Source organism: Rhodanobacter umsongensis (assembly GCF_042654965.1).
GTDB classification, from domain to species: Bacteria; Pseudomonadota; Gammaproteobacteria; order Xanthomonadales; family Rhodanobacteraceae; genus Rhodanobacter; species Rhodanobacter umsongensis.
The window spans coordinates 345,304-370,771 of sequence record NZ_JBHSMK010000004.1 but is presented as its reverse complement, the minus strand read 5'-3'; the positions used below and the strand labels follow the sequence as shown (position 1 = coordinate 370,771).

28 protein-coding genes are annotated in these 25,468 nt (G+C 68.1%); 20 read left to right on the top strand and 8 right to left on the bottom strand.

Annotated features, from left to right (window positions below; translation table 11 throughout):
- Nucleotide 1 precedes the first annotated feature (1 nt).
- The 7 genes from ACFPME_RS09030 to glmU all read left to right on the top strand — a co-directional run bounded on the left by ACFPME_RS09030 (nt 2) and on the right by glmU (nt 7,359).
- Nucleotides 2–535 carry a F0F1 ATP synthase subunit delta gene (locus ACFPME_RS09030; protein WP_377304340.1) on the top strand — a complete coding sequence of 178 codons (534 nt, stop codon included), beginning with the start codon at nt 2–4 and terminating at the stop codon, nt 533–535.
- A 25-nt stretch (nt 536–560) separates the two neighbouring features.
- Nucleotides 561–2,111: a F0F1 ATP synthase subunit alpha gene (atpA, locus tag ACFPME_RS09025; protein WP_377304338.1), complete on the top strand. Its 1,551-nt coding sequence runs from the start codon at nt 561–563 to the stop codon at nt 2,109–2,111.
- A 91-nt stretch (nt 2,112–2,202) separates the two neighbouring features.
- Nucleotides 2,203–3,120, top strand: coding sequence for a F0F1 ATP synthase subunit gamma (gene atpG / locus ACFPME_RS09020; RefSeq protein ID WP_377304336.1), 918 nt, complete (start codon nt 2,203–2,205; stop codon nt 3,118–3,120).
- Nucleotides 3,121–3,253: 133 nt separating this feature from the next.
- A complete protein-coding gene (gene atpD / locus ACFPME_RS09015) occupies nt 3,254–4,666 on the top strand; it encodes a F0F1 ATP synthase subunit beta (protein WP_377304334.1) in 1,413 nt (470 codons plus the stop codon).
- Nucleotides 4,667–4,793: 127 nt separating this feature from the next.
- Nucleotides 4,794–5,219, top strand: coding sequence for a F0F1 ATP synthase subunit epsilon (locus ACFPME_RS09010; RefSeq protein WP_377304332.1), 426 nt, complete (start codon nt 4,794–4,796; stop codon nt 5,217–5,219).
- Nucleotides 5,220–5,388: 169 nt separating this feature from the next.
- Nucleotides 5,389–5,910 carry a hypothetical protein gene (locus ACFPME_RS09005; protein ID WP_377304329.1) on the top strand — a complete coding sequence of 174 codons (522 nt, stop codon included), beginning with the start codon at nt 5,389–5,391 and terminating at the stop codon, nt 5,908–5,910.
- A 72-nt stretch (nt 5,911–5,982) separates the two neighbouring features.
- Nucleotides 5,983–7,359 carry a bifunctional UDP-N-acetylglucosamine diphosphorylase/glucosamine-1-phosphate N-acetyltransferase GlmU gene (gene glmU, locus ACFPME_RS09000; protein ID WP_377304327.1) on the top strand — a complete coding sequence of 459 codons (1,377 nt, stop codon included), beginning with the start codon at nt 5,983–5,985 and terminating at the stop codon, nt 7,357–7,359.
- Between the two features lie 34 nt (nt 7,360–7,393).
- Here glmU and ACFPME_RS08995 read toward each other — a convergent pair whose 3' ends face one another.
- The gene (locus tag ACFPME_RS08995) at nt 7,394–8,386 is read right to left on the bottom strand and encodes a chorismate transformation FkbO/Hyg5 family protein (protein ID WP_377304325.1); all 993 of its coding nucleotides are present in this window, start codon (nt 8,384–8,386) and stop codon (nt 7,394–7,396) included.
- A gap of 93 nt (nt 8,387–8,479) precedes the next feature.
- Between ACFPME_RS08995 and ACFPME_RS08990 the strand changes: the two genes are divergently transcribed.
- The 8 genes from ACFPME_RS08990 to fabG all read left to right on the top strand — a co-directional run bounded on the left by ACFPME_RS08990 (nt 8,480) and on the right by fabG (nt 14,896).
- Nucleotides 8,480–8,749, top strand: coding sequence for a phosphopantetheine-binding protein (locus ACFPME_RS08990; protein ID WP_377304323.1), 270 nt, complete (start codon nt 8,480–8,482; stop codon nt 8,747–8,749).
- A gap of 97 nt (nt 8,750–8,846) precedes the next feature.
- Nucleotides 8,847–9,563, top strand: coding sequence for a COG4648 family protein (locus ACFPME_RS08985; protein ID WP_377304321.1), 717 nt, complete (start codon nt 8,847–8,849; stop codon nt 9,561–9,563).
- Entirely contained in the window at nt 9,563–9,871 is a 309-nt protein-coding gene (locus ACFPME_RS08980) for an ApeI family dehydratase (RefSeq protein ID WP_377304399.1), read from the top strand. The genes ACFPME_RS08985 and ACFPME_RS08980 overlap by 1 nt, the downstream gene beginning before the upstream one ends.
- Entirely contained in the window at nt 9,868–10,821 is a 954-nt protein-coding gene (locus tag ACFPME_RS08975) for an LpxL/LpxP family acyltransferase (protein ID WP_377304319.1), read from the top strand. Before ACFPME_RS08980 ends, ACFPME_RS08975 begins: the two co-directional genes overlap by 4 nt.
- A complete protein-coding gene (locus ACFPME_RS08970) occupies nt 10,751–11,404 on the top strand; it encodes a LolA-related protein (protein ID WP_377304317.1) in 654 nt (217 codons plus the stop codon). The genes ACFPME_RS08975 and ACFPME_RS08970 overlap by 71 nt, the downstream gene beginning before the upstream one ends.
- Nucleotide 11,405: 1 nt before the next feature.
- A complete protein-coding gene (locus ACFPME_RS08965; RefSeq protein ID WP_377304315.1) occupies nt 11,406–13,724 on the top strand; it encodes an MMPL family transporter in 2,319 nt (772 codons plus the stop codon).
- On the top strand, nt 13,708–14,139 hold the full coding sequence (locus ACFPME_RS08960) for a hotdog family protein (RefSeq protein ID WP_377304313.1): 432 nt from the start codon (nt 13,708–13,710) through the stop codon (nt 14,137–14,139). The genes ACFPME_RS08965 and ACFPME_RS08960 overlap by 17 nt, the downstream gene beginning before the upstream one ends.
- A gap of 19 nt (nt 14,140–14,158) precedes the next feature.
- Nucleotides 14,159–14,896: a 3-oxoacyl-ACP reductase FabG gene (gene fabG, locus ACFPME_RS08955; RefSeq protein ID WP_377304311.1), complete on the top strand. Its 738-nt coding sequence runs from the start codon at nt 14,159–14,161 to the stop codon at nt 14,894–14,896.
- Nucleotides 14,897–14,900: 4 nt separating this feature from the next.
- On the opposite strand, the gene ACFPME_RS08950 is transcribed toward fabG, so the two are convergent.
- Genes ACFPME_RS08950 through ACFPME_RS08930 form a run of 5 tightly spaced genes read right to left on the bottom strand, consistent with a single transcriptional unit; the run spans nt 14,901 to nt 20,560 of the window.
- Nucleotides 14,901–16,481: an NAD(P)/FAD-dependent oxidoreductase gene (locus ACFPME_RS08950; protein ID WP_377304309.1), complete on the bottom strand. Its 1,581-nt coding sequence runs from the start codon at nt 16,479–16,481 to the stop codon at nt 14,901–14,903.
- A gap of 54 nt (nt 16,482–16,535) precedes the next feature.
- Nucleotides 16,536–17,795, bottom strand: coding sequence for a cation:proton antiporter (locus tag ACFPME_RS08945; protein WP_377304307.1), 1,260 nt, complete (start codon nt 17,793–17,795; stop codon nt 16,536–16,538).
- 4 nt (nt 17,796–17,799) lie between these two features.
- A complete protein-coding gene (locus tag ACFPME_RS08940; RefSeq protein WP_377304305.1) occupies nt 17,800–18,555 on the bottom strand; it encodes a glycosyltransferase family 2 protein in 756 nt (251 codons plus the stop codon).
- Nucleotides 18,552–19,358 (bottom strand): beta-ketoacyl synthase chain length factor, encoded by an 807-nt coding sequence (locus tag ACFPME_RS08935; RefSeq protein ID WP_377304303.1) that lies wholly within the window; start codon nt 19,356–19,358, stop codon nt 18,552–18,554. The genes ACFPME_RS08940 and ACFPME_RS08935 overlap by 4 nt, the downstream gene beginning before the upstream one ends.
- Nucleotides 19,355–20,560, bottom strand: coding sequence for a beta-ketoacyl-[acyl-carrier-protein] synthase family protein (locus tag ACFPME_RS08930; protein ID WP_377304301.1), 1,206 nt, complete (start codon nt 20,558–20,560; stop codon nt 19,355–19,357). Before ACFPME_RS08930 ends, ACFPME_RS08935 begins: the two co-directional genes overlap by 4 nt.
- A 151-nt stretch (nt 20,561–20,711) precedes the next feature.
- On the opposite strand from ACFPME_RS08930, the gene ACFPME_RS08925 reads away from it, so the two are divergent.
- Nucleotides 20,712–21,398 carry an ElyC/SanA/YdcF family protein gene (locus ACFPME_RS08925; RefSeq protein ID WP_377304299.1) on the top strand — a complete coding sequence of 229 codons (687 nt, stop codon included), beginning with the start codon at nt 20,712–20,714 and terminating at the stop codon, nt 21,396–21,398.
- 94 nt (nt 21,399–21,492) lie between these two features.
- A complete protein-coding gene (hemF, locus tag ACFPME_RS08920; RefSeq protein ID WP_377304297.1) occupies nt 21,493–22,395 on the top strand; it encodes an oxygen-dependent coproporphyrinogen oxidase in 903 nt (300 codons plus the stop codon).
- A gap of 76 nt (nt 22,396–22,471) precedes the next feature.
- Here hemF and ACFPME_RS08915 read toward each other — a convergent pair whose 3' ends face one another.
- Nucleotides 22,472–23,131 (bottom strand): DUF4097 family beta strand repeat-containing protein, encoded by a 660-nt coding sequence (locus tag ACFPME_RS08915; protein WP_377304295.1) that lies wholly within the window; start codon nt 23,129–23,131, stop codon nt 22,472–22,474.
- 141 nt (nt 23,132–23,272) lie between these two features.
- Between ACFPME_RS08915 and gpmA the strand changes: the two genes are divergently transcribed.
- From gpmA to ACFPME_RS08900, 3 genes are all read left to right on the top strand, one after another.
- Entirely contained in the window at nt 23,273–24,016 is a 744-nt protein-coding gene (gpmA, locus tag ACFPME_RS08910; protein ID WP_377304293.1) for a 2,3-diphosphoglycerate-dependent phosphoglycerate mutase, read from the top strand.
- Between the two features lie 12 nt (nt 24,017–24,028).
- Nucleotides 24,029–24,406, top strand: coding sequence for a cupin domain-containing protein (locus ACFPME_RS08905; RefSeq protein ID WP_377304291.1), 378 nt, complete (start codon nt 24,029–24,031; stop codon nt 24,404–24,406).
- Between the two features lie 92 nt (nt 24,407–24,498).
- Nucleotides 24,499–25,044, top strand: coding sequence for a CcdC protein domain-containing protein (locus ACFPME_RS08900; protein ID WP_377304289.1), 546 nt, complete (start codon nt 24,499–24,501; stop codon nt 25,042–25,044).
- 15 nt (nt 25,045–25,059) lie between these two features.
- Here the strand turns inward: ACFPME_RS08900 and ACFPME_RS08895 are convergent, their stop codons facing one another.
- On the bottom strand, nt 25,060–25,452 hold the full coding sequence (locus ACFPME_RS08895) for a peptidase C13 (protein ID WP_377304287.1): 393 nt from the start codon (nt 25,450–25,452) through the stop codon (nt 25,060–25,062).
- Nucleotides 25,453–25,468 lie beyond the last annotated feature (16 nt).

The window sequence follows — 25,468 nt, the reverse complement described above, 5'->3', positions numbered from 1 at the left end:
CATGGCCCAGGCAATCACCCTCGCCCGTCCGTACGCCCGCGCTGCTTTCGAAGTGGCGCATGCGGCCGGTTCGCTGGCTGCATGGTCCCAGGCGCTGGCCTTTGCCGCCGAAGTGGCGAAGGATCCGCGCGTGGCCGGCCTCGGCAACGACCCTCGGGTGCTGTCGGCTCAGCTGGTGGCGCTGCATCTGCCGACCGATGTGGCCGCCGATGCACCGTTCGCGCAGTTCCTCGCCGAGATGGCCGAGCAGCGCCGCATGGCGCTGTTGCCGGAGGTGGCCGATCTGTACGAGGCGTTCAAACGTGAGTCCGAGTCGCAGCTGCTGGTGAAGGTGACCAGCGCGATGGCGCTGGACGCGGCGCAGGCCGAGCAGCTCAAGGTGTCGCTGAAGCGCCGCTTCAAGCGCGAGATCGAACTGGAAACCAAGGTCGATGCCTCGCTGCTGGCCGGCGTGGTGATCGATACCGGCGAACAGGTGATCGACGGCTCCGCCCGCGGACGCCTGGCGCAGCTGGCCAGCGCTTTAGCGCATTAATTTTCAAATTTCCGGGATAACGACCATGTCCAGCACCACTTTGAATCCTTCCGAGATCAGCGAACTGATCAAGAACCGCATCGAGCAGTTCAAGCTCGGCGCGGAAGCACGCAACGAAGGCACGATCATCAGCGTGTCCGACGGCATCGTGCGCATCCACGGCCTCGCCGATGTGATGCAGGGTGAAATGATCGAGCTGCCGGGGAATTCGTTTGCCCTCGCCTTGAATCTCGAACGCGACTCGGTTGGCGCGGTGGTGCTCGGTGAATACCAGCACCTGCGCGAAGGCGATACCGCCAAGACCACCGGCCGCATCCTCGAAGTGCCGGTCGGTCCGGAACTGCTCGGCCGCGTCGTCGACGCGCTGGGCAACCCGATCGACGGCAAGGGTCCGATCGGTGCGAAGCTCAACGCGGCGATCGAGAAGGTCGCGCCGGGCGTGATCTGGCGCAAGTCCGTCGACCAGCCGCTGCAGACCGGCTACAAGTCGGTCGACGCGATGATCCCGGTCGGCCGCGGCCAGCGCGAGCTGATCATCGGCGACCGCCAGACCGGCAAGACCGCGTTGGCGATCGACGCGATCATCGCGCAGAAAGATTCCGGCATTAAGTGCATCTACGTCGCGATCGGCCAGAAGCGTTCGTCGGTGGCCAACGTGGTGCGCAAGCTGGAAGCGAACGGCGCACTGGCCAACACCATCGTCGTGGTCGCTTCGGCGTCCGAGTCGGCCGCACTGCAGTACGTCGCGCCGTACTCCGGTTGCGCGATGGGCGAGTACTTCCGCGATCGCGGCGAAGACGCGCTGATCGTGTACGACGATCTGTCCAAGCAGGCCGTGGCCTATCGCCAGATCTCGCTGCTGCTGAAGCGCCCGCCGGGTCGCGAGGCGTATCCGGGCGACGTGTTCTATCTGCACAGCCGTCTGCTCGAGCGCGCATCGCGCGTGTCCGAGGAATACGTCGAGAAGTTCACCAACGGCGCGGTGAAGGGCAAGACCGGTTCGCTGACCGCGCTGCCGATCATCGAGACCCAGGGCGGCGACGTTTCGGCGTTCGTGCCGACCAACGTGATCTCGATCACCGACGGCCAGATCTTCCTCGAGACCGACCTGTTCAACGCCGGCATCCGTCCGGCCGTGAACGCCGGTATCTCGGTGTCCCGCGTCGGCGGTGCCGCGCAGACCAAGATCGTCAAGAAGCTGTCCGGCGGCGTGAAGCTGGCACTGGCGCAGTTCCGTGAGCTGGCCGCGTTCGCGCAGTTCGCCTCGGATCTGGACCCGGCCACCCGCGCCCAGCTCGACCGTGGCCAGCGCGTCACCGAGCTGATGAAGCAGGCGCAGTACTCGCCGCTGTCGATCGCCGAACTGGCGCTGTCGGTGTACGCGGCCGAGAAGGGCTACCTCGATGACCTGGCGGTCAACAAGGTGCTGCCGTTCGAGAAGGGCCTGCACGCGTTCATGCACCAGAACCACGCCGAGCTGATGAACAGGATCGTGGCCACGGGTGACTGGAACAACGACATCGAAGCCACCTTCAAGGCCTCGCTGGACGAGTACAAGAAAACCGGTAGCTGGTAATACCGGCTGCAGTAAAGCGGCAGAGCAGGCGAATCGGAAGGGCGGACAGCGTTCTCCCTTCCCACCAGCGAGCATAACGAGCGGATAAAGCATGGCCAGCGGACGCGAAATCAAAACCAAGATCAAGAGCACGCAGAACATGCGCAAGGTCACGCGCGCGCTCGAAATGGTCTCCGCTGCGAAGATCCGCCGCGCGCAGGACCTGATGAAGGCCTCGCGTCCGTATGCCCGCTCGATGCGCAAGGTGATCGCGCACGTGGCCCAGGCCAGCACCGATTTCAGCCATCCTTTCCTGGTCCAGCGCGACAACGTGGCGCGGGTCGGCTACATCGTGGTGTCGACTGACCGCGGCCTCTGCGGCGGCCTCAACTCCAACCTGTTCCGTCGCGTGTTGCCGGCGATCGTCGAGTGGCAGCAGCAGGGCGTACAGGTGGACGTGGTGGCGGTGGGCCAGAAGGCCATCTCGTTCTTCCGCCGCCTCAAGGGCGTCAACCTGATCGGCAGCGTCAGCCATCTCGGCGAGAAGCCGAAGCTGGAACAGCTGGTCGGCGTGATCAAGGTGATGATGGACGCCTATGCGTCCAACGGCCTGGATCGCGTATTCCTCGCCTACAACGACTTCGTCAACACCATGACGCAGAAGCCGACCATCGACGCATTGCTGCCGCTGCCGCTGGTGGCGTCGGAAATGGAAGCGCATCAGGCGGCCGGCGAATCGGCTTACGCCGGTGTCAAGCTGGAAGCGAGCCACGACTGGGACTACATCTACGAGCCGGATGCGCAGGCCGTGCTGGAGCACGTGCTGGGCCGCTACATCGAGTCGGTGGTGTACCAGGCGTCGCTGGAGAACCTGGCCAGCGAGCATGCCGCGCGGATGGTGGCGATGAAGAGCGCGTCGGACAACGCGAACAAGGTGATCGGTGAACTGACGCTCGTCTACAACAAGGCACGTCAGGCGGCGATCACCCAGGAAATTTCGGAAATCGTCGGCGGCGCGGCGGCGGTATAAGTGCGATCGATCCCTGATCGCAGAGCAAGATCAAAAGGCGGCCATCCATGGCCGCACTCCTAAGTAAGAGCGACGTTTCATTGGCGCTTTGTACAAATCGAAATCTTCAAGAGATTCATCCGGAGCTATCAGCATGAGCCAGGGTAAAGTTGTTCAGATCATCGGCGCGGTCATCGACGTCGAGTTTCCGCGCGACCAGGTGCCGCAGGTGTACGACGCACTGAAGATCGACGGCACCGAGATCACGCTGGAAGTGCAGCAGGTGCTGGGCGACGGCATCGTGCGTACGATCGCGCTCGGTTCCACCGACGGCCTGCGCCGCAACCTGATCGCCCGCAACACCGGCGAAGGCATCAAAGTGCCGGTCGGCAAGGCCACGCTCGGCCGCATCATGGACGTGCTCGGCAACCCGATCGACGAAGCCGGCCCGATCGGCGAGCAGGATCAGTGGGTGATCCATCGCGAGGCGCCGAGCTACGACGACCAGGCGGCCGCGAACGACCTGCTGGAAACCGGCATCAAGGTGATCGACCTGATGTGCCCGTTCGCCAAGGGCGGCAAGGTCGGCCTGTTCGGCGGCGCCGGCGTCGGCAAGACCGTCAACATGATGGAGCTGATCAACAACATCGCCAAGGCGCATGAAGGCCTGTCGGTGTTCGCCGGCGTGGGCGAGCGTACCCGCGAGGGCAACGACTTCTACCACGAGATGAAAGACTCCAACGTGCTCGACAAGGTCGCGATGGTGTACGGCCAGATGAACGAGCCGCCAGGCAACCGCCTGCGCGTGGCGCTGACCGGCCTGACCATGGCCGAGTACTTCCGCGACGAGAAGGACGCTTCCGGCAAGGGCCGCGACGTGCTGTTCTTCGTCGACAACATCTACCGCTACACGCTGGCCGGTACCGAAGTGTCCGCGCTGCTCGGCCGCATGCCGTCGGCGGTGGGTTACCAGCCGACGCTGGCCGAGGAAATGGGCGTGCTGCAGGAGCGCATCACCTCGACCAAGACCGGCTCGATCACCTCGATCCAGGCCGTCTACGTGCCCGCGGATGACCTGACCGATCCGTCGCCGGCGACCACCTTCGCCCACCTGGACGCGACCGTGGTGCTGAGCCGCAACATCGCGTCGCTGGGCATCTACCCGGCGGTGGATCCGCTGGATTCCACCAGCCGCCAGCTGGACCCGAACGTGATCGGCGTGGAGCACTACGACGTCGCCCGTCGCGTGCAGGGCACGCTGCAGCGCTACAAGGAGCTGAAGGACATCATCGCGATCCTCGGCATGGACGAGCTGTCCGAAGAAGACAAGCAGGCCGTGTCGCGCGCGCGCAAGATCGAACGCTTCTTCTCGCAGCCGTTCCACGTGGCCGAAGTGTTCACCGGTTCGCCGGGCAAGTACGTGCCGCTGAAGGAAACCATCCGCGGCTTCAAGATGATCGTCGACGGCGACGTCGACCATCTGCCGGAGCAGGCGTTCTACATGGTTGGCGGCATCGACGAGGCGGTCAAGAAGGCCGAAGACATGGGCGCCAAGAAGGCCGCCTGATTGCAAAGGCGGGAACAGGGATCGGGGAACGGGGAACAAAAGCAGCGATGCCTCGGCGTCAACGCTCTGGACTCTTCCGCTCCCGCCCCCCGTTCCCTGATCCAGTCGAGCAAAGCGAGACCAAGCCATGACCCAAACCATTCGCGTCGACATCGTCAGTGCCGAAGCCGAGATCTTCTCCGGCGACGCGACGATGGTCGTTGCCACCGGCGAGCTCGGCGAGCTGGGCATCACGCCCCGCCATGCGCCACTGATCACCCGTCTCAAGCCGGGCCATGTCGACGTCGTGCTGGCCGGTGGTGAGCGCCAGCAGTTCTGGGTTTCCGGTGGCATCCTGGAAGTGCAGCCGCAGGTGATCACCGTGCTGGCCGACACCGCCGCGCGGGCTGCCGATCTGGACGAGGTGTCGGCGCAACGCGCCAAGAAGGAAGCCGAAGACGCCCTGGCCAACCGCACCGACGCGATGGAGATCGCCGAGGCGCAGGCCAAGCTGGTCCAGGCGATGACCCAGCTGCAGGCGCTGGAGCGGCTGCGCAAGAACCTCAGGCATTAGCTTTGTGCGCTCATCCTTGAGCGCAAAGCCAGATTGAAAGGCAGCCGTCCGTGGCCGCCCGCATGGATGAAGCGGTTGCTTCGATGGACATCGCGGAGTACGACGCCGGCCTTGTGCCGGCGTTTTTGCATCGGCACGATGCAGCTTGGGACAGACAGGGATGATGGCGATGCGGCTGAAATACGCATGGAGTGGGCTGTTGCCGATCCTCGCCGGCTGCGTCACCACGCAACGCGTTCCGCCACCGCCGCCCACGGGCGATGCCACCTGGCACATGGTGGCGCCTGCAGACACCACCCGTTATCAGCTGGCACTGGGCGAGGTGTTCAGCGGCGGCACGCCGTTCCAGCGCGTGGCGCCGGTGTATCCATCGAATCTGCTCGTCAGCTGCCCGTCGCCGCAGGAAGTGCCGGCGCTGCTGATCGTCGGCGTGAACGGCAGGGTCGACGAAGTGCGCGTGACGGGCGAAGCGCAGGCCGCTGCCAGTCGGCGTGCCTTCATCGCGGCCGTGCGCACGGCCGCGCTGCAATGGCGGTTCAACCCGCTGCAGATCGACCGCTGGGCGGCCGACGCCGACGGCAACACCCACGTGGTGGACAGCGGGACGAAACCGTTCAGCCTGGCCTACGTATTCCGCTTCGCGTGCCACGCGGGCAAGTCGGCGGTGTCGGCCGCGGCGGCAACGCCATGAGCCTTTCTCCATCGCCGTCCGGCCAGGACGCACTGGTATGCTTTTGATCGATACGCGACAAGGTCCTCCCCCATGAACCAAACGCCCCTCCACGTCGTCATCCTCGCCGCCGGCGCCGGCACCCGGATGAAATCGAACCGGCCGAAGGTGTTGATGCCGCTGGCCGGCCGGCCGTTGCTGGCACACGTGATCGCAACGGCGCGCGCGCTGCAGCCGGCGGCGATCCACGTCGTCTACGGCCATGGCGGCGAGCAGGTGCCAGCCGCGTTTGCCGACCAGCCCGACCTGCGCTGGGCGCTGCAGGCGGAGCGGCTGGGTACCGGCCATGCGGTCGATCAGGCGCTTGCCGGCGTGCCCGCCGGCAAGGTGCGCGTGCTGGTGCTGTACGGCGACGTGCCACTGACCCGCGCCGCGACCCTGCAGCAGTTGCTGGCGGCGGACGGCGGCTTCAGCCTGTTGACCACGCGGCTGGCCGATCCACACGGCTACGGCCGCGTGCTGTGCGATGCCGAGGGCCGCGTGCGCGCGGTGGTCGAGGAGAAGGACGCCGACGCCGCCCAGCGTGCGGTGAACCTGGTCAACACCGGCATCCTGGTCGCTGACGCCGACGCGCTGCGCGGCTGGATCGAGCGTCTCGATCGCAACAACGCCCAAGGCGAGTACTACCTCACCGACATCTTCGGCATGGCCGCCGCCGAACAGCGGGCGGCGCGCAGTGTGGAGTGCGCCGACCCGGTCGAGGCGGCCGGCGCCAACAATCCGTTGCAGCTGAGTGAACTGGAAGCGGCGTTTCGACAGCGCGCCGCGCGTGCGCTGCTGGCCGATGGCGTGCGTCTGGCCGATCCGCTGCGCATCGACGTGCGCGGCGCGGTCGAAGCCGGTCGCGATGTCGAGCTCGACGTCGACGTGATCCTCGAAGGCCGCGTGGTGCTGGGCGACGACGTGCGCATCGGCGCATTCAGCCGCCTGAAGGATGTACAACTCGCCGCCGGCACCGTGGTGCAATCGCACTGCGACCTGGATGGCGTGGTGACCCAAGGCCCCTGCACGATCGGCCCGTTCGCGCGGTTGCGCCCAGGCACCGAGCTGGATGCCGGCGTGCACGTGGGCAACTTCGTCGAAACCAAGAAGACCCGTCTCGGCGAAGGCAGCAAGGCGAACCACCTCAGCTACCTCGGCGACACCGTGGTGGGCCGCGGCGTCAACATCGGCGCCGGCACCATCACCTGCAACTACGACGGCGTGAACAAGTCCATCACGCGCATCGATGACGGCGCCTTCATCGGTTCCAACAGCGCACTGGTGGCCCCGGTGACCATCGGCGCACAGGCCACCATCGGCGCCGGCTCCGTGATCACGCATGACGCGCCAGCGGGCGAACTCACCGTGGCGCGCGGCCGCCAGCACACGTTGCCGGGCTGGCATCGGCCACAGAAGCGATCGGAATAACCTTCGCCGCCGCCGTGTCGCGCGCTGCGGAACTTCAGACGTAGCGCCAGCCGTCGATCTCCACCAGCAGCTCGCTGCGGCAGATGTCGCCGTGCAGCAGCAACATCGGCACGCCGGGCAGGCGTCTGTGCAGGAACTCGCGCACCTGCGCGGCGTCGGCGCTGTGTCGCACATACGTCTTGAGCGGCGATTCGCGGTCGAACACGGTGGCCATGCCGGCGCTGGCCAGCAGCGCTTCGAGGTTGGTCAGGGTCTCGCCGAGCTGTGCTCCGAGGTCGTCTTCGTGCGCCGAGGCGTGGCCGACCACGGCCGCGGTGCCGGAGATCGCCAAGGCATCCCGCGCGGGCAGCGCCATCGCACGGGCGAAGCTCGGTGGCGTGCGCCCATACTGGCGCGGGTAGCGCCAGGCGCTGACCTGGCGTGGGTTCTCCACCCGGCTGCCCGGCCGGTCGCAGGCCAGCAGGTACACCTGCAGGCGATGGTCCGCGCCGCGATGGCCGATTGCCGTGGCGGCGGGGAAGCCTTCGGCGAAGAACGCCCCCATGCCCCGTGCGCGACCGTCGCAGAAGTGCTTGTAGCGTTCGGTATCGCCCGAGCCGCGGTTGATCGCGCCCAGATAGTTCCACACGCGCAACACATGCCTTTCCGGGCGCTGGCCCACGAATTGCCGCAGCCTCGCATAGGCGAGCGCGGCGCCGGCTTCCAGCCCGCCGTGTTCGCGCTCGTCCAGCTCGATTGCCGCGAACAGCCAGCCGCCGCCGGCCGACCAGCGCAAAGCGCCTTCGGTGCCGCTGCTGACCGGGGCATCGACCTGCCACATTTCGAGCGGGGCGGGAGTCTCAAGGCTGTCCAGCGCCACCTGCAGATAACGCGGGTCGTCGCTGGGCGCGGCATGGCCGGCGAATCCGAACAAGGCCAGCAAGCCAGGCTCTTCAAGCAGGGTCGCGACATCCGCCGTGCGGTAGAACACCCGCGGTGCACGGCGCGCCAGCGGGTCGAGCTGCGGGTTTTCACATCCCTGAATCATCGTGTACAACCGGGAACGACAAGGGCGCTATGTTACACTCCGCGCCCACTGCCACCGGGGGGGAGGCAATGAATCTTGAGTACGGAATCGAGCATGGCAGAACAGACATCGGCGCAATACGAACTGGCTACGTTGATCGTGGAGTGCCTGAATCTCGATACCGTGACTGCGGAACAGATCGACCCGGATGCGCCGTTGTTCGGCGGCGAGCTGGGGCTGGATTCCATCGACGCGCTGGAGATCGCCCTGGCCGTATCCAAACGCTACGGTTTCCAGCTGCGTTCGGACAACCCGGACAACCGGCAGATCTTCACCAGCCTGCGCACCTTGTCCGACCACGTGGAGCAAAACCGCGTCAGCTGAGGCCTGCGGCGCGCGGCGCCTGCACGGCATTCGTCACGCCGCATTCCGCACGCCGTGGCACGCTCGTGCCCTGCACGGAGCCCTCGCGGAACCTGGTATGACGTCTGTTTCCCCACCGATGGAAAGCACCACGCGGCGATATGCGCTGCCGCTGTTGCTGGCCTATCCGCTGCTGGCGCTGGCCGGTGCGGTCACCCATCGACAGATCTTCGCGCTGCTGGCGCTGGTCCTGTTGCTGACCGTGGTGATGTTGCCGCGCCTGCTGACGTTTCGCCTAGCGCCATGGTCGGTCTGGGCGGCCGTGCTGCTCGCCCTGTTGTTGCTGTCGCTGTACGGATTTTCCGGCCTGGTGCTGGAGGCCGTGCCGGTGTTGATCAATGCGGCGCTGGCGTGCTGGTTCGGCCATACGTTGGCCACCGGCGAGCCGCTGGTGGCGCGTTTTATCGTTGCCATCGAAGGGGCTGCGCGTCTGCAGCAACGCGGCATCGCCCGCTATGCCCGCCAACTCACCTGGTTCTGGACGCTGTTGCTGGGCGCGCAGGCGCTGCTGCTGGCGGTATTGCTGCTCGGCGCCGAACACAGCGGGCTGCTGGCGCGCTTCGGCGTGACCTCGCCGCTGCAGGTGCCTGAACGCTGGGCCGCGGCATGGCTCCACCTGGGTTGCTACGCGCTGCTCGGCGCAGCGTTCCTGCTCGAATACGGCTACCGCCGCTGGCGGCTGCGCCATCTCAGCCATCTCGGGCTCCACGACATGCTGCTGCAACTGGCGCTGCACTGGCCGCAGTTGCTGCGCGGCCACGGCGGAACGACATGATGGATGCTCCCGGTTTCCAGCAGGCGTTGCGCATCGACCCCGATCATCCCGCTTTGCCCGGCCACTTTCCGGCGCAACCGCTGGTGCCGGCGGTGATCCTGCTGGAGCAGGTGGCGCTGGCGCTGCGTGCGTGGCGCGGACAGCGGCTTGCGCACGTGCTGGAAGCGAAGTTCGTGGCACCCCTGCGGCCGGATGAAGCGGCCGTGCTGCGCCTGAGCGCGTCGGCGACGGACCGGGCGCGGGTGCGTTTCGAGATCGAGCGCGACGGCACGCTGCTGGCGCGCGGCGTGGTCGAGGGAGCGCCATGAGCACCGACGAACACTGGCAGAGCCGTCCCGAAGGCGGTGGCCGATTCGCGATCTGGCTGATCCGTTCGATCGCCTTGTACGGCGGCCGCCGGGTGGGCCGACTGTGCCTGTATCCGATCACGCTGTATTTCTTCGTGCGGCGCGGGCCCGAACGGCTGGCCTCGCGGCGTTATCTGCAACGCGCGTTCGGCCGCCCCGCGACAACGTGGCAGGTGTTGAAGCACATCCATTGCTTCGCTGCCACGATCCTGGACCGCATCTTTCTGCTGGCGCATGGCGAGCAGCCGTTCCAGATCGAGACACAGGGGCTGGATCTGCTCGACCAGCGGGTGGCATCCGGCCGCGGCGTGCTGCTGTTCGGCTCGCACCAGGGCAGCTTCGAAGCGTTGCGGGCGATCGGCGCGCGCCGTCCCGGCATGCCGCTGCGGGTGGTGCTGGACAAGCAGAAAACGCCGGCGATGACCGAGCTGCTCGAGGCGCTGGCGCCGGACGTGGGCATGTGCGTGATCGACGCGGCGCAGGACGGCACCTCGATCGCGCTGGCCATGGCCGAGGCCTGCCAGAACGGCGCGGTGGTGGCGATGCTGGCCGATCGCGGCCGCGGCCATGAGGTGTTGCGGCGGACGGATTTTCTCGGCGCGTCGGCGCCGTTTCCGGTCAGTCCCTGGCTGCTCGCGCATACGCTGCAGGTGCCGGTGGTACTGTGCTTCGGCTTGTATCTCGGCGGCAATCGTTACCGCCTGATCTTCGAACCGCTGGCCGATCGGGTCGAGATTCCCCGCCACAACCGCGGCCCGGCACTGGATGCGTTGATCGCGCAGTACGCGCAACGGTTGGAGCATTACGTCCATGTCGCCCCCTACAACTGGTTCAACTTCTATGATTTCTGGCAAGACGCCCCTGCTGCTGGGCCTGCTGTTGCCGCTGTGCGCGAGCACGTCGGCGTCTGAGCCGGCCACCGCCTCGTCGTCGGCACAGGCGTTGATCGCGTCGCTGGCCCGCCCGGCGCCCGCGCATACGGCGTTCGCCGAAGCGCGCTTCCTGCAGATGCTGGAGCAGCCGCTGGTGGTCTCCGGCGAGCTGTCGTGGCTGGGCGACGACGAGCTGCAGCGCCGTGTCGACCGGCCGCATGCGGAAACCTTCACCATCGCCGGCGACCAGGTAACCCAGCAGCGCGAAAGCAAAAGCCCGCGCCATTTCTCGCTGAAGCGCGCGCCGCAGCTGCAGGTGTTGCTGGACAGCTTCGTCGCGCTGCTCAGCGGCAACCCCGCCCGATTGCAGCAGGCGTTCGAGATCCGCCATGAGGGTACCGCCGCCGGCGCGTGGACACTTGCCCTCACCCCGCGCGACGCGAAGGTAGCGAAGACCGTGGCCAGCATCCGCATCGATGGCTACGCCAACGAATCGCGCTGCATGCACATGCAGGAAGCCGACGGCGACCTGGCGGTCGACCTGCTCGGCCCGCTGGCCGCGAAGATGCCGGCGCAACCCACCCGCGAGGCGCTGCAGGCGCTGTGCCAGAGCGTGCCCTGACATGGGTCGGGGCGCACGCGCCACGCTGCTGATCGGATGGCTGCTGGCGCTGGCCGGACTCGGCTGGGTAGTCAGCCAGCGGCTGCACGTCAGCACCGACCTGCGCAGCTTCATGCCCGCGCCGACCACGCCGGACCAGCGCCTGCTGATGGAGCAGGTCGGCGAAGGTCCGGGCTCGCGCTTGTTGCTGTTGTCGATCTCGGGCCAGCCCGACGCGCAACTGGCCGCGCTGAGCCAGGGCCTCGCCGCCGCGCTGAAGAATGATCGGCGCTACAGCCAGGTGCTCAATGGCAGCTTCGATCTCGGCGCGCTGGACACCACCCTGCTGCCGTATCGCTACCTGCTGTCGCCGACGCTGGACACGCAGCCGCTGGACGAGCCATACCTCGCCGACCAGCTGCAGCAGCGGCTGGACGACCTTTCCTCGCCGGCGGCCAGTCTGCTGAAAGGCCTGTTGCCGCGCGACCCGACGCTGGAAGTGCTGAAGCTGGCCGAGTTGTGGGCGCCGGCGAAATCGCCGGAACTGCGCGAGGGCGTTTGGTTTTCGCCGCAGGGCGAAGCCCTGCTGCTGGTGCAGACGGTCGCCGCCGGTTTCGATCCGGGCGCGCAGCAGCAGGCGATCGACGGCATCCGCCAGGCCTTCCACGCCTTGCCCGGCAGTGCCGGCGCGAAGTTCGACCTCAGTGGCCCGGGCTATTTCAGCGTGGTGGTCGGCGCGCAGACGCGGCACCAGGCCGACTGGATAGGGCGCGTCTCCACCGTGGGTTTCATCGCGCTGCTGCTGCTGGCGTATCGCAGCTTCAGCTCGCTGCTGCTGTCGGCGCTGCCGATCGCCAGCGCCGCGCTGGCCGGCATCGCCGCGTTGACGCTCGCCTTCCCTGAAGTACACGGGATCACCCTGGCGTTCGGCTTCACCCTGCTTGGCGTGGCGCAGGAATACCCGATCCGCGTGCTGAGCCACCGCCGCGCGGGCGAGGATGCGGTGCACAGCGTGCGCGCCCTGTGGCCGCTGCTGCTGACCGCGATCGCCTCGGCCTGCATCGCCTACCTGGCGTTCTACGCCTCCGGCGTGAACGGGCTGAAGCAGCTGGCAGTGTTCACCATCGTCGGCCTGCTGGTGGCCGGCTTCAGCACGCGCTACCTGCTGCCGCACCTGCTGCCGCGGCGCGTGCGCGACGTCGCCGACATGCGCTGGCTGGCGCGCGCGCGCGATATGGTCGACCGCCTGCCGCGGCCGCGCTGGATTCCCGCCGCGGTCGCCGCGGCGATCGTGCTGATGCTGGCGCTTGCACCTGCGCCGTTCTGGCAGAACAACCTCGCCGCGCTGACCCCGCTGCCGCAGGACCTGCTGCAGCACGACGCGCGCCTGCGCGAAGCGCTCGGCGCACCCGACGTGCGCTACCTGCTGGTGCTGGAGGCGCCGACCGAGCAGGGCGTGCTGGCGCTGTCGGAGAGGCTGCAGCCGCACGTCGACGCGCTGGTCGCGAAGCATGCGGTGGACGCGCTGGAGCTGCCGTCGCGCTACCTGCCGACGGTGGCGCTGCAGCAGGCGCGCCAGGCAAAGCTGCCCGATCGCGCCAGCCTGCAGCGCGAGCTCGCCAACGCGCTGCAGGGTCTGCCGTTTCGCGCGGAGCTGTTCCAGCCGTTCGTCGACGACGTGGAGGTCGCACGTCGGTTGCCGCCCCTGACGCCGCAACGCTACGCACAGACGCCGCTGGGCCAGCGGCTCGCCGCGATGCTGTTGCAGCGCGATGGGCACTGGCTGGGACTGGGTACGGTCAGCGGCGTGCACGACGTGGCGGCGTTGCAGTCGCTCGGCGGGAACGGCAATGGCGCAGTGCGCCTGCTCGACCTGAAGGCGGCCTCCGAATCGCTGGTGGTCGACTACCGCACGCGCATTCTGCAGGCCTTGCTGGCCGCTGCGGTTTTGCTGGTGCTGACCATCACCTTCGCATTGCGCAGCCTGCGCCGCGCCTGGCACGTGCTGGCGCCGATGACGCTGGCGACCTTCCTGGTACTGGCGGTGGAGCGTGTGGCCGGCATCGAGATCTCGCTGTTCCATCTGGTCGCGCTGATCCTCGCTGGCGGCCTCGGCCTGCATTACGCGCTGTTCTTCGAGCGCGACACCGGCGATCCGGCCGAGCAGCGGCGCACGCTGCACGCGACCCTCGTCTGCGTGCTGTCCGCGCTGCTGGTGTTCGGCATGCTGGCGTGGGCGACCATTCCCGTGCTGCGCGCGATCGGGCTCACCGTGAGCCTTGGCGTGGCTTTCCACTTTTGCCTTTCGATCCTGATGGCGCCGCATGCTCGACAAGACTGACTGGGCGCCGTTGATTCCGCACGCGGGCGCGATGTGCCTGCTCGACGCGGTGCTGACGTGGGACGAACACCGCATCCACGCGATCAGCGCGGGCCACGCGCGCGCCGACAACCCGTTGCGTGGCCCGGGCGGCCTGCACGCCGTGCATCTGGCTGAATACGGCGCCCAGGCGATGGCGGTGCATGGCGCGCTGCGGGCGCGTGCGCGCGGCGACGAGACGGTGCGCCCCGGCATGCTGGTGAGCCTGCGGAGCGTGCAACTGCAGATGGAATACGTCGATCCGGATGGCCGTCTGGACGTCCATGCCGAGTGTGTAAGCGCCGACGTCGGTGGTGCGCTCTACGCGTTCCGCGTGGAGCATCGCGGCCGTCTGCTCGCCAGTGGCCGCGCCACTGTCATTCATTCTTCCCCCTGATCCTCCAGCGAGGTCCGCCATGCCCGAAGTACCCGTTCCGCGCCGCGCTCTGGTGACCGGCGGCAGTGGCGAGCTCGGGGGGGCGATCTGCCATGCGCTTGCCGCGGCGGGCTGGCACGTCCTCGTGCACGGCCATCACAGCCTGACCCGGGCCGAGGAAACCGTGGCGGCGATCGTCGCCGGCGGCGGCAGCGCACAGGCGCTGGCATTCGACGTCACCGATGCGGAGGTGACCCGCGCCGCGCTGGACGTACTGCTGTCCGAAGGGCCGATCCACGCGCTGGTCAACAACGCCGGCATCCACGACGACGCGCCGATGGCGGGGATGAGCGACGAGCAGTGGCACCGGGTCATCGATGTCTCGCTCCACGGCTTCTTCCACGTCACCCAGCCGCTGCTGCTGCCGATGGCGCGCGCGCGTTTCGGCCGCATCGTCTCGATCGGCTCGGCGGCGGCGCAATTGGGCAATCGCGGCCAGACCAACTACGCGGCGGCGAAGGCCGCACTGGTCGGCGCCAGCAAGTCGCTGGCGCGCGAGATGGCTTCGCGCGGGATCACCGTCAACGTGGTCGCGCCCGGCGTGATCGAAGGGCGCATGGCCGATGCGGCCTTTCCGCCCGAACGCATTCGCGAGATGGTGCCTGCGCAACGCGCCGGCAAGCCGGAGGAAGTCGCCGCGCTGGTCGCCTTCCTGTGCTCGGATGCGGCCGGCTACATCAACGGTCAGCTGATCGGCGTCAACGGCGGCATGGGCTGACGCGTCATGCCAGCGCAGTGAACAGCGCCGGCCGCGGCTGGCCTGACAGGGGCGCGTGCAGCCGCGCGTCGGCGCCGCCGGCCTGCAGGGTGAGTGCGTCGGCGATGCCGTCGAGCAGGCGCACGTTGTCGCGCAGCCGCGAGCGGATGCCGGCATCGTCCAGCGGGTCGGTCAGCGTGGCGTTGAGGTCGGCGAACCACGTCAATGCGCACTGGTCCAGCATTTCGCGCCGGCTCTGCCCGCCGCCGGCGGCATGCCACTGGCGGAACAGTTGCTGCATGCGCGTGTTCAATGCCTGGGCGTGCTCCAGTTCGGGGCGCATGTCGCCGAGCAGGTTCAGGTCGGTCAGCCGCTGCTGGAACATCAACTGGCACAGCACGCCCCAGTAGTACGCGTAGTCCCAGATCACCTTGGCCGGCAGCACTTCGGCGTTGCCGAACAGCGGGTACTGGTCGCGGAACAGGGCCAGGGTGTTCTCGTAGAACGAAAAGTACAGCTTCTCGTAGAAGTGCGCATACGGCGCGATGTTGCGGCCGGCGCGGTCGTGCCCGATCAGCGCCACGATGTACGTGTTGGCGATGGCGATGAAATCGCTGCCCGGCGAATAGAACGGGTCGAGGAAGGTGCCGGCCTCGCCGGTCAGCGCCCAGCGGTCGGCCGAGAACAGTTGCCTGCTGCTGTGCGAGTAGTCACGCAGGAAGCGGAAGTCGAGCAGGCTGTCGCGCTCGGCGGCGATCGCGTGGCCCATCGCCGGCTGGCGTGCATGCAGCCATGCCAGCGCGAGGTCGAAATCGCGCATGCCTTCCAGCGGATGCATCGCCGCGTCGGTGACGATGCCCACCGAATGCGCGCCCGAGCCCAGCGGAATCAGCCAGGCCCAGTAGCCGGCGCCCATCAGGTGGTTGGTCGAGCGCCAGCGCTCCGGTGGCGAAACGCGGCCGCGCCAGTCGGCATCGTCGCTCCAGCTATCGATGTCGAGCTTCGCGCCCATGCGGAACCACACCGCGTTGGCATGGTGGCCGTTGTCCAGGGTCAGGTCGAAACGGCGGCGCAGCAGCGCGGCGCGGCCCGAGGCGTCCAGCAACCAGCGCGCGCGGACGGCGTGCTCGCCGTCTGCGTCGATGAAGCGCACCGTGTGCGTCGCGCCGTGTTCGCCGACGGCGAAGCCCTTGACCGTGGCGCCGTCGCGGAAGTCGATGCCGCGTCGGCGCGCTTCCTCGCCGAGGAAGTTCTCGAAAATGCCGCGGTCGATCTGGTAGCTGGGAATCGGCAGGATCCGGCTGACCCCCAGTTCGGTGGTGTTCTGCACATCCGCGCGCCCGTCGGAGAAGAAGTAGCGCAGCCCGAACTTGCGGATGTGCGCCGTATCCATGTGCTCGCGGAGGCCCAGCGTGTGATCGAAGTAATGCGCACCGATCTCGACCGTCGACTCGCCGACCTTGTGCGCGGCGGCCGGCAGCGGATGGCGGTTGCGCTCCAGCACCAGGATGTCCATGTCCGGAAACTCGCCGCGCAATTGCAGCGCCAGGCACAGGCCGGCCAGTCCACCGCCGAGGATTACCGCTTCGTGTGTCGTCTCGCTCATGCAGGCGCAGCTCCAGGGTGCGGTTTGGGGGTGTCGCAGGCAGTGGATGGTGACTCAGCGCGGGTTGGGGTGGCGTGAGTTCGCCGGGGTTGCACCTCGTTGGCGATTGCTGAAGCACAGCAGCATCGGCGTGGTCATCATGGTGGTGACGATCGCCATCAATAGCAGCAGGGTGAACATCTCGCGGCCGATCACGCCGGCGTCGAGGCCGATCTTCAGCACGATCAGCTCGACCATGCCGCGGGCATTCATCAGCGACCCGACCGCGAAACTGTCGCGCCAGCCGTGGCCGCCCATGCGCGCGCCCAACGCGCCGCCGAACACCTTGCCGATCACGGCCACGGCGAGGATCAGTGCGAACGCGCCGAGCGCCTCGCCATGGAGCGCATCGACGCTGGTGCTGAGACCGGTCAGCGCGAAGAACACCGGCATCAGCGCAATCACCGCGACGTGTTCGAGCCGTTCGATCAGCCCGGCCAGCAGCGTGTCGTCGCGCGGAAGGCACAGGCCGAACACGAACGCGCCGAACACCGCGTGCAGATGCAGCCACTCGGTCAGGGCGGCGCAGCCAAGCGCGCCGATCAGCAGCACGGCGAGCACGCCGCCGGCCGGCCGGCCATCCGTCGCATGCCGCGCCAGCCAGCGCCGCAGCAGCGGACGCAGCACACCGAAGCACAGCGCCAGCACCGCGCCCGCGCCGAGCACGCTGCGCCAGAACGGGCTCCAGTCGCCATGTGCGGAAATCAGCGCGACGGTGAGTGCGAGCAGGATCCACGCCAGCACGTCGGCCATCGCGGCCGCGGTGAGCGCGAGCTGGCCGACCGGTGTGTGCGTGAGATGGCGATCCTTCAGGATGCGCGCCAGCACCGGCATCGCGGTGATCGCCAGCGACCCGGCCATGAACAGCGCGAATGGCCAGTACGCGATGCCGGCCGGCGCGTAGCGCGCATGCAGCATCGGCGTGATCAGCAGGGCCAGGCCGATCGGCAGCATCACCGCGAGGCCGCCCACCGCGCCGGCCGCGCGCAGGGTCTGCCGCATGCCGCCCGGCAGGCGCAGTTCGGCGCCGACGATGAACATGAAAAGCACCAGTCCGATCTGGCTCAGGCCGTCCAGGGCCGGCAGGCTGGCCGGTGCGAACAGCCAGCCCTGCCACGCCGGCGCCAGCGCGCCGAACACCAGCGGGCCCAGCGCGAGGCCGGCGATCATCTCGCCGATCACCGGCGGCTGGCCGATCCAGCGCAACAGCCACGCCAGCCCGCGCGCGGTGAGCAGGATCACCACCAGCTGCACCAGCAGCAGCGCGTGGCCCATGGCGTCAGCCGGTCGCGTTGGTGATGACGATCGGTGCGGCGCGCGAGCGGCGATAGCTGGCAATGAGGTTGCCGTAGTGGAGGACCCGGCCGACGGTATACGTGCTGATGCGGGTGACATCGCCGACGGGATTGAAGTGGCTCAGGCGGAACTCGCCGTGATAGCGCGAGGCGATCGGCACCGAGACCACGCCAAGCTTCTTCTCGCGCGAGGCGGCGATCAGGATGGCCGCCTCGAACACGAAGTTCTCCGCCGGCAGATCGACCAGGTCCAGTGCCTGGCGCGGGTACCAGCGCTGCCCGCTCTGCGTATCGGCGATCGGCTGCGCGCACGCCCAGGAGATGCCCCAGTCGGCCACCGCGTTGGCACGGCGGCGACCCTTGGGCTGCTGTTCGCGATCGAGCAGGCGGGCGCCGATCACGATGTGCTCGGGGTATTGCGCGGCGGCCGCCACGATGCGCGGGATGTCGCTGGCCAGGTGCTGACCGTCGCCATCCATGGTCAGCACCGCCTCGTAGCCTTGCCGCAGCGCCTCGCGAAAACCCCGCCGCAGGGCTTCGCCCTTGCCGCAGCGTTCGGTGTTGCGCAGCAGGGTCACCGGCAGGCTGGCGACGATCTCCGGCGTGCGGTCGTCGGAGCCGTCGTCGATCACGATCACCGGTGCGCCCAGCGCGAGCACGGACTCGACCACCGAGCGAATGGCGGCTTCTTCGTTCAGACAGGGAATCAGCACGCACCAGCGCGCGACAGCAGTGTTCAAGCGACATTCTCCTTGTCGATCCGCACGCCCAGTGTAGCGGCGGCTGCCAGCTGGCAGCCGCCCGGCCCGCCGGCCAGCAGGGCCAGCAAGGGCAGGCCCGCCGCCGAGGGATTGCCTGCGCGCCATCCTGCCAGCGGTTCCTCCAGCGGCGGGTCGACGCCGGCTGCGGTCAGCTGCAGATCGAGCCGGGCCAGCGTCGATGGACCGGCCTGCGGCGCCAGCACCAGCGCGCAACCGAAAGGCTGCCGGCAGCCGGTGACTTCGTCCAGCGGCCCGCTGCCGCCGGTGTCGCTGCACACCAGCAGCACCGCACGGTGTTCGGCCAGCACCTGGCTCACCGCTTCGAGCAGGCCGGCGCCGAAGCTGGCGTGCTGCGCGGCTACCGCGGTGGAGGGCGCGTGGCAGCCGGTGGCGATCGTCCAGTAGCCAACCGGCGCGTTGTGTACCGAATTGTGGAAACGGATCGGTGATAGTTCGGCCGGCGCCCGCGCCAGCGTGGCGCACATGTAGTCGGTGATCGGCTGATCGCCATGCGAGGAAGCGAACACGCACGCCAGCGTGGCGGCATCGCGCCCGCTCATCGCGACTGCCTGGGCCGCCACCTCGACCGCCAGCAGCACGCTTTCCGGTGCGCGGCGGCGCTCGTTCGGCGGCAGTGTGGCGGCGGCTGGCCGGGCCGGCGGCGGCGTTGGCGCAACGCCGGCAAGCAGGCTCCGCAGGCTGGAGAAATCGGCCAATTGCCGCGACCACAGGCCGACGCCCTCCACGTAGATGCGCGACACCCCCGGCGGCGATGCACTCATGCGGCAAACCCGGCGCGCGCAAACGCGAGGCAGGCGTTGTTGCCGCCGAAGCCGAACGAATTGCTGAGCGCCACATCGACGCGCTGTTGTTCGCCGGTCCAGGCGAACTGCGTGCCGCAGACCGGATCGGGCGTGTCGCCGCCGAGGTTGGCGGGAATCAGGCCGTGCTCGATCGCCAGCAACGCGATGGTCGCTTCCACGATCCCGGCGGCGCCCAGCGTGTGGCCGGTGAAACCCTTGGTCGAGCTCGCCCGGGTATGCGGCGCAAAGGCGCGGCTGACCAGTGCGGCTTCCACTTCGTCGTTCTTCTGGCTGGCGGTGCCGTGCAGGTTGATGTAGTCGACCTGCGCCGCGTCCAGACCGGCGCGGGCCAGCGCATCGTTCAATGCCAGTTCGGCACCGAGCCCGTCCGGATGCGGGGTGGACATGTGATACGCATCGCTGGCCTCGCCGTAGCCCAGCAACTGCGGCGCGTCCGGCGCCATGGCGGCGCGCTCCAGCAGCGCGAAGCCGGCCGCCTCGCCGATCGAGATGCCGTCGCGCGCCGCATCGAATGGCCGACAGGGTGAGGGCGACACCAGCTCCAGTGCGTTGAAGCCGAACAGCACGCTGTCGCACAAGGTGTCCACGCCGCCGACCACCGCCGCGTCGACCAGGCCGAGCCGGATCATCCGCTCGGCGTTGGCGAACACCTTGGCGCTGGACGAGCAGGCGGTGGAGATGGTCAGGCATGGGCCTTCCAGCGCCAGGGCGGCGGCGACGAAGGCGGCCAGCGAATGCGGTGCATGGATCTGCGGTCGCAGCATGTCATCGGCAAATCCGCCATCGGCATCGAGCCGTCGATAGGCCTCCTCGGTGGCGCCGATGCTGGCAGTCGAGGTGCCCAGCAGCAACGCCACGCGGGTTGGACCGTAACGACTGCGCGCCGAACGTACCCGTTCGAGGAAGCCGTCCTGGTTCAAGCCCAGCCAGGCCAGGCGGTTGTTGCGGCACTCCCAGCTGGCCAGCGCGGCGGGCAGCGTGGCCTCTTCGACGCCCTCGACGCGGCCGATCCAGCAGGTCAGCGGCGCGCTGCTGATGTCGTTCGGGCGCAGTCCGCTGCGGCCCCGCCGAAGCGCATCGAGTTGCGCGGCCTGACCACCGCCGATGGCGGACGTGGCGGTGTACGCGGTGACCGCGAGTGGTGTCATTGGAATGGGCATCAAGAAAGCCTAGCGGTCGCCCCATATCTTGCCTAGCCCGCGGCCGACCGGCCCGCAAGCGGTGCCGCATGGTGCCGACAGCGGCATGAAGGTGCCGCGAACACCCGCCGCGCCGGCTAGACTGGCGCCTCTCCATCACGCTGCGGCCAGCATGCCATCGAACCCACGCACCTGGCGCTACCTGCGCGACCGCGACGTGCAGCAAGCGGCGATGGTCACCGCGCTGGCGCTGGTGTTGAGCGCGGGGTTGATCTGGCTGGCCTACCTGGTCCACGTCTGCCGGATCGCCGCGCGCAGCCCGCTGGTGCCGCCGCGACGGATGGTCGCGCTGGTGTTCGGGCGGCGGCTCGAAGGCGATGCGCCGGAACACGATTATCAGCAGCGCCTCGGCCGCGCGCTGATGCTGGCGCAGCAATCGCAGGTCGATCACGTGCTGCTGCTTGGCGGCTCCAGCGATGGACAGTGCAGCGAAGCCTCCGCCGGCCACGCCTGGCTGCAGCAACATGGCCTGCCGGACCATGTGCGGGTGGAGCTGGAACAGGACTCGGCCGACTCGCTGGAGAACCTGCGCCATGCACGGCTCTTGCTGCAGGCGGACGGCGCCGAGCTGCCGCCGGTGGCGCTGGTGACCAGCCGCTACCATCTCGCGCGTTGCCTGTTGCTGGCGCGCCAGCTCGGCTTCACCGGGTTGCCGGTGGCCGCCGAGCCGGTGCTGCCGCGGCACGCGCGCTATGTTGGCCGACTGCTGCTCGAGTCCGGCTATCTGATGTGGATCGACCTGGGCTTGCGCTGGGCGCAGCTGGTCGGGCATCGGCGGATGGTGGCGCGACTGCGCTGAGCGCTGACCTGGCTCACGTCGCCGCGGCGCCGCGCCGCAGGGCCGGCGGTCTTGGCCTTGCTAAGCTTTCGGCATCGAATCGAGGAGTCTGACGATGAGCGAACACGCCGACCGCGCCGAAACCTTCCTGCGCGGATTGCAGGACCGCATCTGCTCGGCGATCGAACGCCTCGACGGCGCGGCGCATTTCGAGGAGGACGCGTGGCAGCGCGCGGCGGGCGGTGGCGGACGCACCCGCGTACTGCGTGGCGGCGCGGTGTTCGAGCAGGCCGGCGTCAACTTCTCCCGCGTGTCGGGCACCCAGCTGCCACCCAGCGCCACCGCGCATCGGCCGGAGCTGGCCGGTGGCAGCTTCACTGCCACCGGCGTTTCGCTGGTGCTGCACCCGAACAACCCGCACGTGCCGACCACCCATGCGAACGTGCGCTACTTCGAGGCCAGCAAGGAAGGCGTGGAGCCGGTGTGGTGGTTCGGCGGCGGCTTCGACCTGACCCCGTTCTATCCGGTGGACGAGGACGTGAGGCACTGGCACACGGTGGCGCGAGACCTGTGCGAGCCGTACGGAATGGACGTCTATCCGCGCTACAAGCAATGGTGCGACGACTACTTCTATCTGAAGCATCGCGACGAGACGCGCGGCGTGGGCGGGCTGTTCTACGACGACATGAACGAGGGTGGCTTCGAGCGCTGCTTCGCCTTCACCCGCGCGGTGGGCGAAGGCTTCCTCGACGCCTACCTGCCCATCGCCCGGCGCCGGATGGACACGCCGTACGGTGAGCGCGAGCGCGAGTTCCAGCTGTACCGGCGCGGCCGCTACGTGGAGTTCAACCTGGTCTACGACCGCGGCACGCTGTTCGGGCTGCAGTCCGGCGGACGCACCGAGTCGATCCTGATGAGCCTGCCGCCGCGGGTGCGCTTCGAGTACGCCTACCAGCCCGATGAAGGCTCCGCCGAAGCGAAGCTGGCCGACTACCTGAAGCCGCGCGACTGGCTGTAGGAGTCCGCCAGCGGACGATGCTCTCCCGAGTCCCGGAAGAAGAACATCGCCGGCGGGCGGCCTTCCACGGCAAGCCTTACGGCATGGCGCCGCTGAACTTCACCGGCGTGGCGCCTTTGACCGGGCCGATCTGCGCGCTGTCGCTGACTTTCAATACCACCTCGCGGCGGAACTCCAGCGTGCCCTGGACCACCGCGTGCGGGCCGATCACCACTTCCGGTGTGCGGCTGCTGCCGCTGAACCAGCCGTGCGGCTTGTCGACCAGGATGCCGCCTTCGACGCGCGAGTTGGCGCCCACCGTGATGTCGCCACTGACGGTCTCGATGCCGCCGCCGACATGTGCGGCGTCGAGTTCGATGCCGCCGTTGACGTTGTCGACCTTGCCGCCGACATCGGCGGCGTCGTTCAGCCGGATATGCCCGTTGACGGCTTCGACCTCACCGCGGACACGGCTGCCGCGGCCGAGCGTGATGGCGCCGTTGACCGTACCCAGTTCGCTGGCCTGCGCCTTGTCGCCGAGCTCGACCGAGCCGTTGACCGTGCTGGCCTTCTGCACGATGGCGTTGTCGCCGATGTCCACCGAGCCGTTGACCGAGCTGACGTCGCCGGCGTGCTGGCCGGCTTCCACGCGCGCGGTGCCGTTGATCTTGTCGATATCACTGTCCTGCGCGGCCGCCCGCAGGGGCAGGCCGAGCGTGAAAGCGGCGAGGATGAAAATCGTCGAATAATGACGCATGGCAATCTCCGGATGAGTGGTGCGCATTAGGATGCCGCCCCGGTGCCGCGGGTTTAGCATGACCTGTGGCAGGGGACGCATTTGACGCTGCCCCGGCGTGCCTGCACCATTCCCGGTTCATCTCATGCGCTGGACGCATCCATGCACAAGCTCGTTCTGATCCGTCACGGCCAGTCCCAGTGGAACCTCGACAACCGCTTCAGCGGCTGGGCCGACGTCGACCTCACCGCGCAGGGCATGGCCGAGGCACGCGAGTCCGGCCGCCTGCTGCTGGCGGCCGGCTTGAGCTTCGACGTGGCGCACACCTCGGTGCTCAAGCGCGCGGTGCGCACGCTGTGGGGCGTGCAGGACACCATGGATCTGATGTGGCTGCCGGTGCTTACCGACTGGCGCCTCAACGAGCGCCACTACGGCGGGTTGACCGGGCTCAACAAGGCCGAGACCGCGACGAAGTACGGCGAGGAGCAGGTCAAGATCTGGCGCCGCAGCTACGACATCCCGCCGCCGCCGCTGGAGCGCAGCAAAAACGAGTCGGTGCACGATCCGCGATACGCCACGCTCGATCCGAAAGATATCCCCGACACCGAGTGCCTGAAGGACACCGTCGAGCGCGTGCTGCCGTACTGGCATGAGGTGCTGGCGCCAGCGATCCGTGCCGGCCAGCGCGTACTGGTGGTCGCACACGGCAATTCGCTGCGCGCGCTGGTGAAGTATCTCGACGGCATCTCCGACGAGGCGATCGTCGAGTTGAACATCCCCAACGGCGTTCCGCTGGTATACGAATTCGACGAGCACCTCAAGCCGCTGCGCCATTACTACCTGGGCGACGCCGCCGACATCGCCGCGAAGATGGCCGCGGTGGCGAACCAGGGCAAGGCGAAATAGCACCGAGTGCCCATGCCGCAGGCGATTTCTCCAAAAGACGCCGCTTTCGCGCTGACCGACTACTGGTCGCCGCGAGTCGTGGGCGAGGTGGACGATTCCTACATCAAGGTCGCCAAGGTGCTGGGCACGTTCGGCTGGCACAGCCACGACGACGAGGACGAGGACGAGATGTTCCTGATCCTCGCTGGCCGGCTGCGTATCGAGATGGAGGCCGGCCCGGTCGAGCTTGCCGAAGGCGAGATGTTCGTGGTGCCCAAGGGCGTCAGGCACAATCCGGTTGCCGAGCAGGAGTGCTGCCTGATGTTGATCGAGCGCAAATCCACCTTGCATACGGGCAACGTGGTGACTGCCCGAACGCGTTCGCTGGCCGAGCAACTGGCCAGAGACTGAGCGGTTCCGCCCGGCCGACGCATGACGAACGCCAGTCGTGCATCGCCCGGTACTCGACTAAGCTGCCCCCGGTTCTCCATGCGGCGATGCCTATGCCTGTCCACCTGACTCAATACCTCGTCATGCTGCCGCTGCTGGCCTGGGTGGTCTGGCGGCGGGTGAGCCGCCAGTTCGGCCGCCAGCCGATCCAGCGCAAGCGGATGATCTTCCGCATCGCGGTGTTCTCGGTGCTCGGTGTCGTGTTCGCGCTCAGCGGGTTCCACCGGATCGAACTGGCCGAAGGGCTGGTAGGTGGCAGCTTGATCGGCGGCGCGCTCGGCCTACTCGGACTGCGCCTGACCCGCTTCGAGGTCGATCCGCTCAGGGGCGACTGCTACGTGCCCAATCCGTGGATCGGCGCGCTGCTCACGGTGCTGCTGCTCGGCCGGCTGGGCTGGCGGTTGCTGGTGCTGCTGCCGCAGATGGAGGCTACGCCGGCGGCAACGGGCGCCGCCCCCGGCATGCCGCTGGCGGGTTACACCAGCAGTCCGCTGACCATGCTGGTGATCGGCCTGCTGGTGGGCTATTACCTTGTCTACTTCAGCGGCCTGCTGATCCATCACCGCCGTTTCCAGCAAGCCCGGCTGCAGCCGGCATGAGGCGGGGTCGCCGGCTCAGGGCACGATGCTGACGTCGATCTCGATCGGATAGGCCGGCTCGCTGGCCAGTGCCGGCGGCGCCGGCAAGGTGTTCGTGGCCAGCCAGTCGGCGAAGCATTGGGCGACCGGCGTGCCCGGCTGGGCCTGCACCTGGTCGGGCTTTCCATCCGGCAGCACGTTGGCGACCACGGTGAAGGGTGACTTGTCCGCGGGGGCATGGCGGGCGATGCATCCCTTCAGCGCGGCGGCGGCGGGATCGTTGATCTGCTGCCACAGCGCCTTCTGGTAGGCCGCACCTGTGGGGCCGGCTTCCACCAGCCGGCCACGCAGCACGCGTGCACCGAAACCGTCGTCCCGGGCAGCGGACGGCGAAGCCAGAAGCAGGGCGAGGGCAAGGATGATGGACATGCGGAACTCCGGCGCG

What these genes read in the sequence shown, in the direction of transcription:
- ACFPME_RS08965 (WP_377304315.1), top strand. Translation starts at nt 11,406, where the DNA reads ATGGGTCGGGGCGCACGCGCCACGCTGCTGATCGGATGGCTGCTGGCG.
- ACFPME_RS09010 (WP_377304332.1), top strand. Translation starts at nt 4,794, where the DNA reads ATGACCCAAACCATTCGCGTCGACATCGTCAGTGCCGAAGCCGAGATC.
- ACFPME_RS08935 (WP_377304303.1), bottom strand. Translation starts at nt 19,358, where the DNA reads ATGAGTGCATCGCCGCCGGGGGTGTCGCGCATCTACGTGGAGGGCGTC.
- hemF (WP_377304297.1), top strand. Translation starts at nt 21,493, where the DNA reads ATGAGCGAACACGCCGACCGCGCCGAAACCTTCCTGCGCGGATTGCAG.
- glmU (WP_377304327.1), top strand. Translation starts at nt 5,983, where the DNA reads ATGAACCAAACGCCCCTCCACGTCGTCATCCTCGCCGCCGGCGCCGGC.
- gpmA (WP_377304293.1), top strand. Translation starts at nt 23,273, where the DNA reads ATGCACAAGCTCGTTCTGATCCGTCACGGCCAGTCCCAGTGGAACCTC.
- ACFPME_RS08960 (WP_377304313.1), top strand. Translation starts at nt 13,708, where the DNA reads ATGCTCGACAAGACTGACTGGGCGCCGTTGATTCCGCACGCGGGCGCG.
- ACFPME_RS08930 (WP_377304301.1), bottom strand. Translation starts at nt 20,560, where the DNA reads ATGCCCATTCCAATGACACCACTCGCGGTCACCGCGTACACCGCCACG.
- ACFPME_RS08945 (WP_377304307.1), bottom strand. Translation starts at nt 17,795, where the DNA reads ATGGGCCACGCGCTGCTGCTGGTGCAGCTGGTGGTGATCCTGCTCACC.
- atpA (WP_377304338.1), top strand. Translation starts at nt 561, where the DNA reads ATGTCCAGCACCACTTTGAATCCTTCCGAGATCAGCGAACTGATCAAG.
- ACFPME_RS08950 (WP_377304309.1), bottom strand. Translation starts at nt 16,481, where the DNA reads ATGAGCGAGACGACACACGAAGCGGTAATCCTCGGCGGTGGACTGGCC.
- ACFPME_RS08925 (WP_377304299.1), top strand. Translation starts at nt 20,712, where the DNA reads ATGCCATCGAACCCACGCACCTGGCGCTACCTGCGCGACCGCGACGTG.
- atpG (WP_377304336.1), top strand. Translation starts at nt 2,203, where the DNA reads ATGGCCAGCGGACGCGAAATCAAAACCAAGATCAAGAGCACGCAGAAC.
- ACFPME_RS08970 (WP_377304317.1), top strand. Translation starts at nt 10,751, where the DNA reads ATGATTTCTGGCAAGACGCCCCTGCTGCTGGGCCTGCTGTTGCCGCTG.
- atpD (WP_377304334.1), top strand. Translation starts at nt 3,254, where the DNA reads ATGAGCCAGGGTAAAGTTGTTCAGATCATCGGCGCGGTCATCGACGTC.
- ACFPME_RS08985 (WP_377304321.1), top strand. Translation starts at nt 8,847, where the DNA reads ATGACGTCTGTTTCCCCACCGATGGAAAGCACCACGCGGCGATATGCG.
- ACFPME_RS08895 (WP_377304287.1), bottom strand. Translation starts at nt 25,452, where the DNA reads ATGTCCATCATCCTTGCCCTCGCCCTGCTTCTGGCTTCGCCGTCCGCT.
- ACFPME_RS09030 (WP_377304340.1), top strand. Translation starts at nt 2, where the DNA reads ATGGCCCAGGCAATCACCCTCGCCCGTCCGTACGCCCGCGCTGCTTTC.
- ACFPME_RS08900 (WP_377304289.1), top strand. Translation starts at nt 24,499, where the DNA reads ATGCCTGTCCACCTGACTCAATACCTCGTCATGCTGCCGCTGCTGGCC.
- ACFPME_RS08995 (WP_377304325.1), bottom strand. Translation starts at nt 8,386, where the DNA reads ATGATTCAGGGATGTGAAAACCCGCAGCTCGACCCGCTGGCGCGCCGT.
- ACFPME_RS08975 (WP_377304319.1), top strand. Translation starts at nt 9,868, where the DNA reads ATGAGCACCGACGAACACTGGCAGAGCCGTCCCGAAGGCGGTGGCCGA.
- ACFPME_RS08990 (WP_377304323.1), top strand. Translation starts at nt 8,480, where the DNA reads ATGGCAGAACAGACATCGGCGCAATACGAACTGGCTACGTTGATCGTG.
- fabG (WP_377304311.1), top strand. Translation starts at nt 14,159, where the DNA reads ATGCCCGAAGTACCCGTTCCGCGCCGCGCTCTGGTGACCGGCGGCAGT.
- ACFPME_RS09005 (WP_377304329.1), top strand. Translation starts at nt 5,389, where the DNA reads ATGCGGCTGAAATACGCATGGAGTGGGCTGTTGCCGATCCTCGCCGGC.
- ACFPME_RS08980 (WP_377304399.1), top strand. Translation starts at nt 9,563, where the DNA reads ATGGATGCTCCCGGTTTCCAGCAGGCGTTGCGCATCGACCCCGATCAT.
- ACFPME_RS08915 (WP_377304295.1), bottom strand. Translation starts at nt 23,131, where the DNA reads ATGCGTCATTATTCGACGATTTTCATCCTCGCCGCTTTCACGCTCGGC.
- ACFPME_RS08905 (WP_377304291.1), top strand. Translation starts at nt 24,029, where the DNA reads ATGCCGCAGGCGATTTCTCCAAAAGACGCCGCTTTCGCGCTGACCGAC.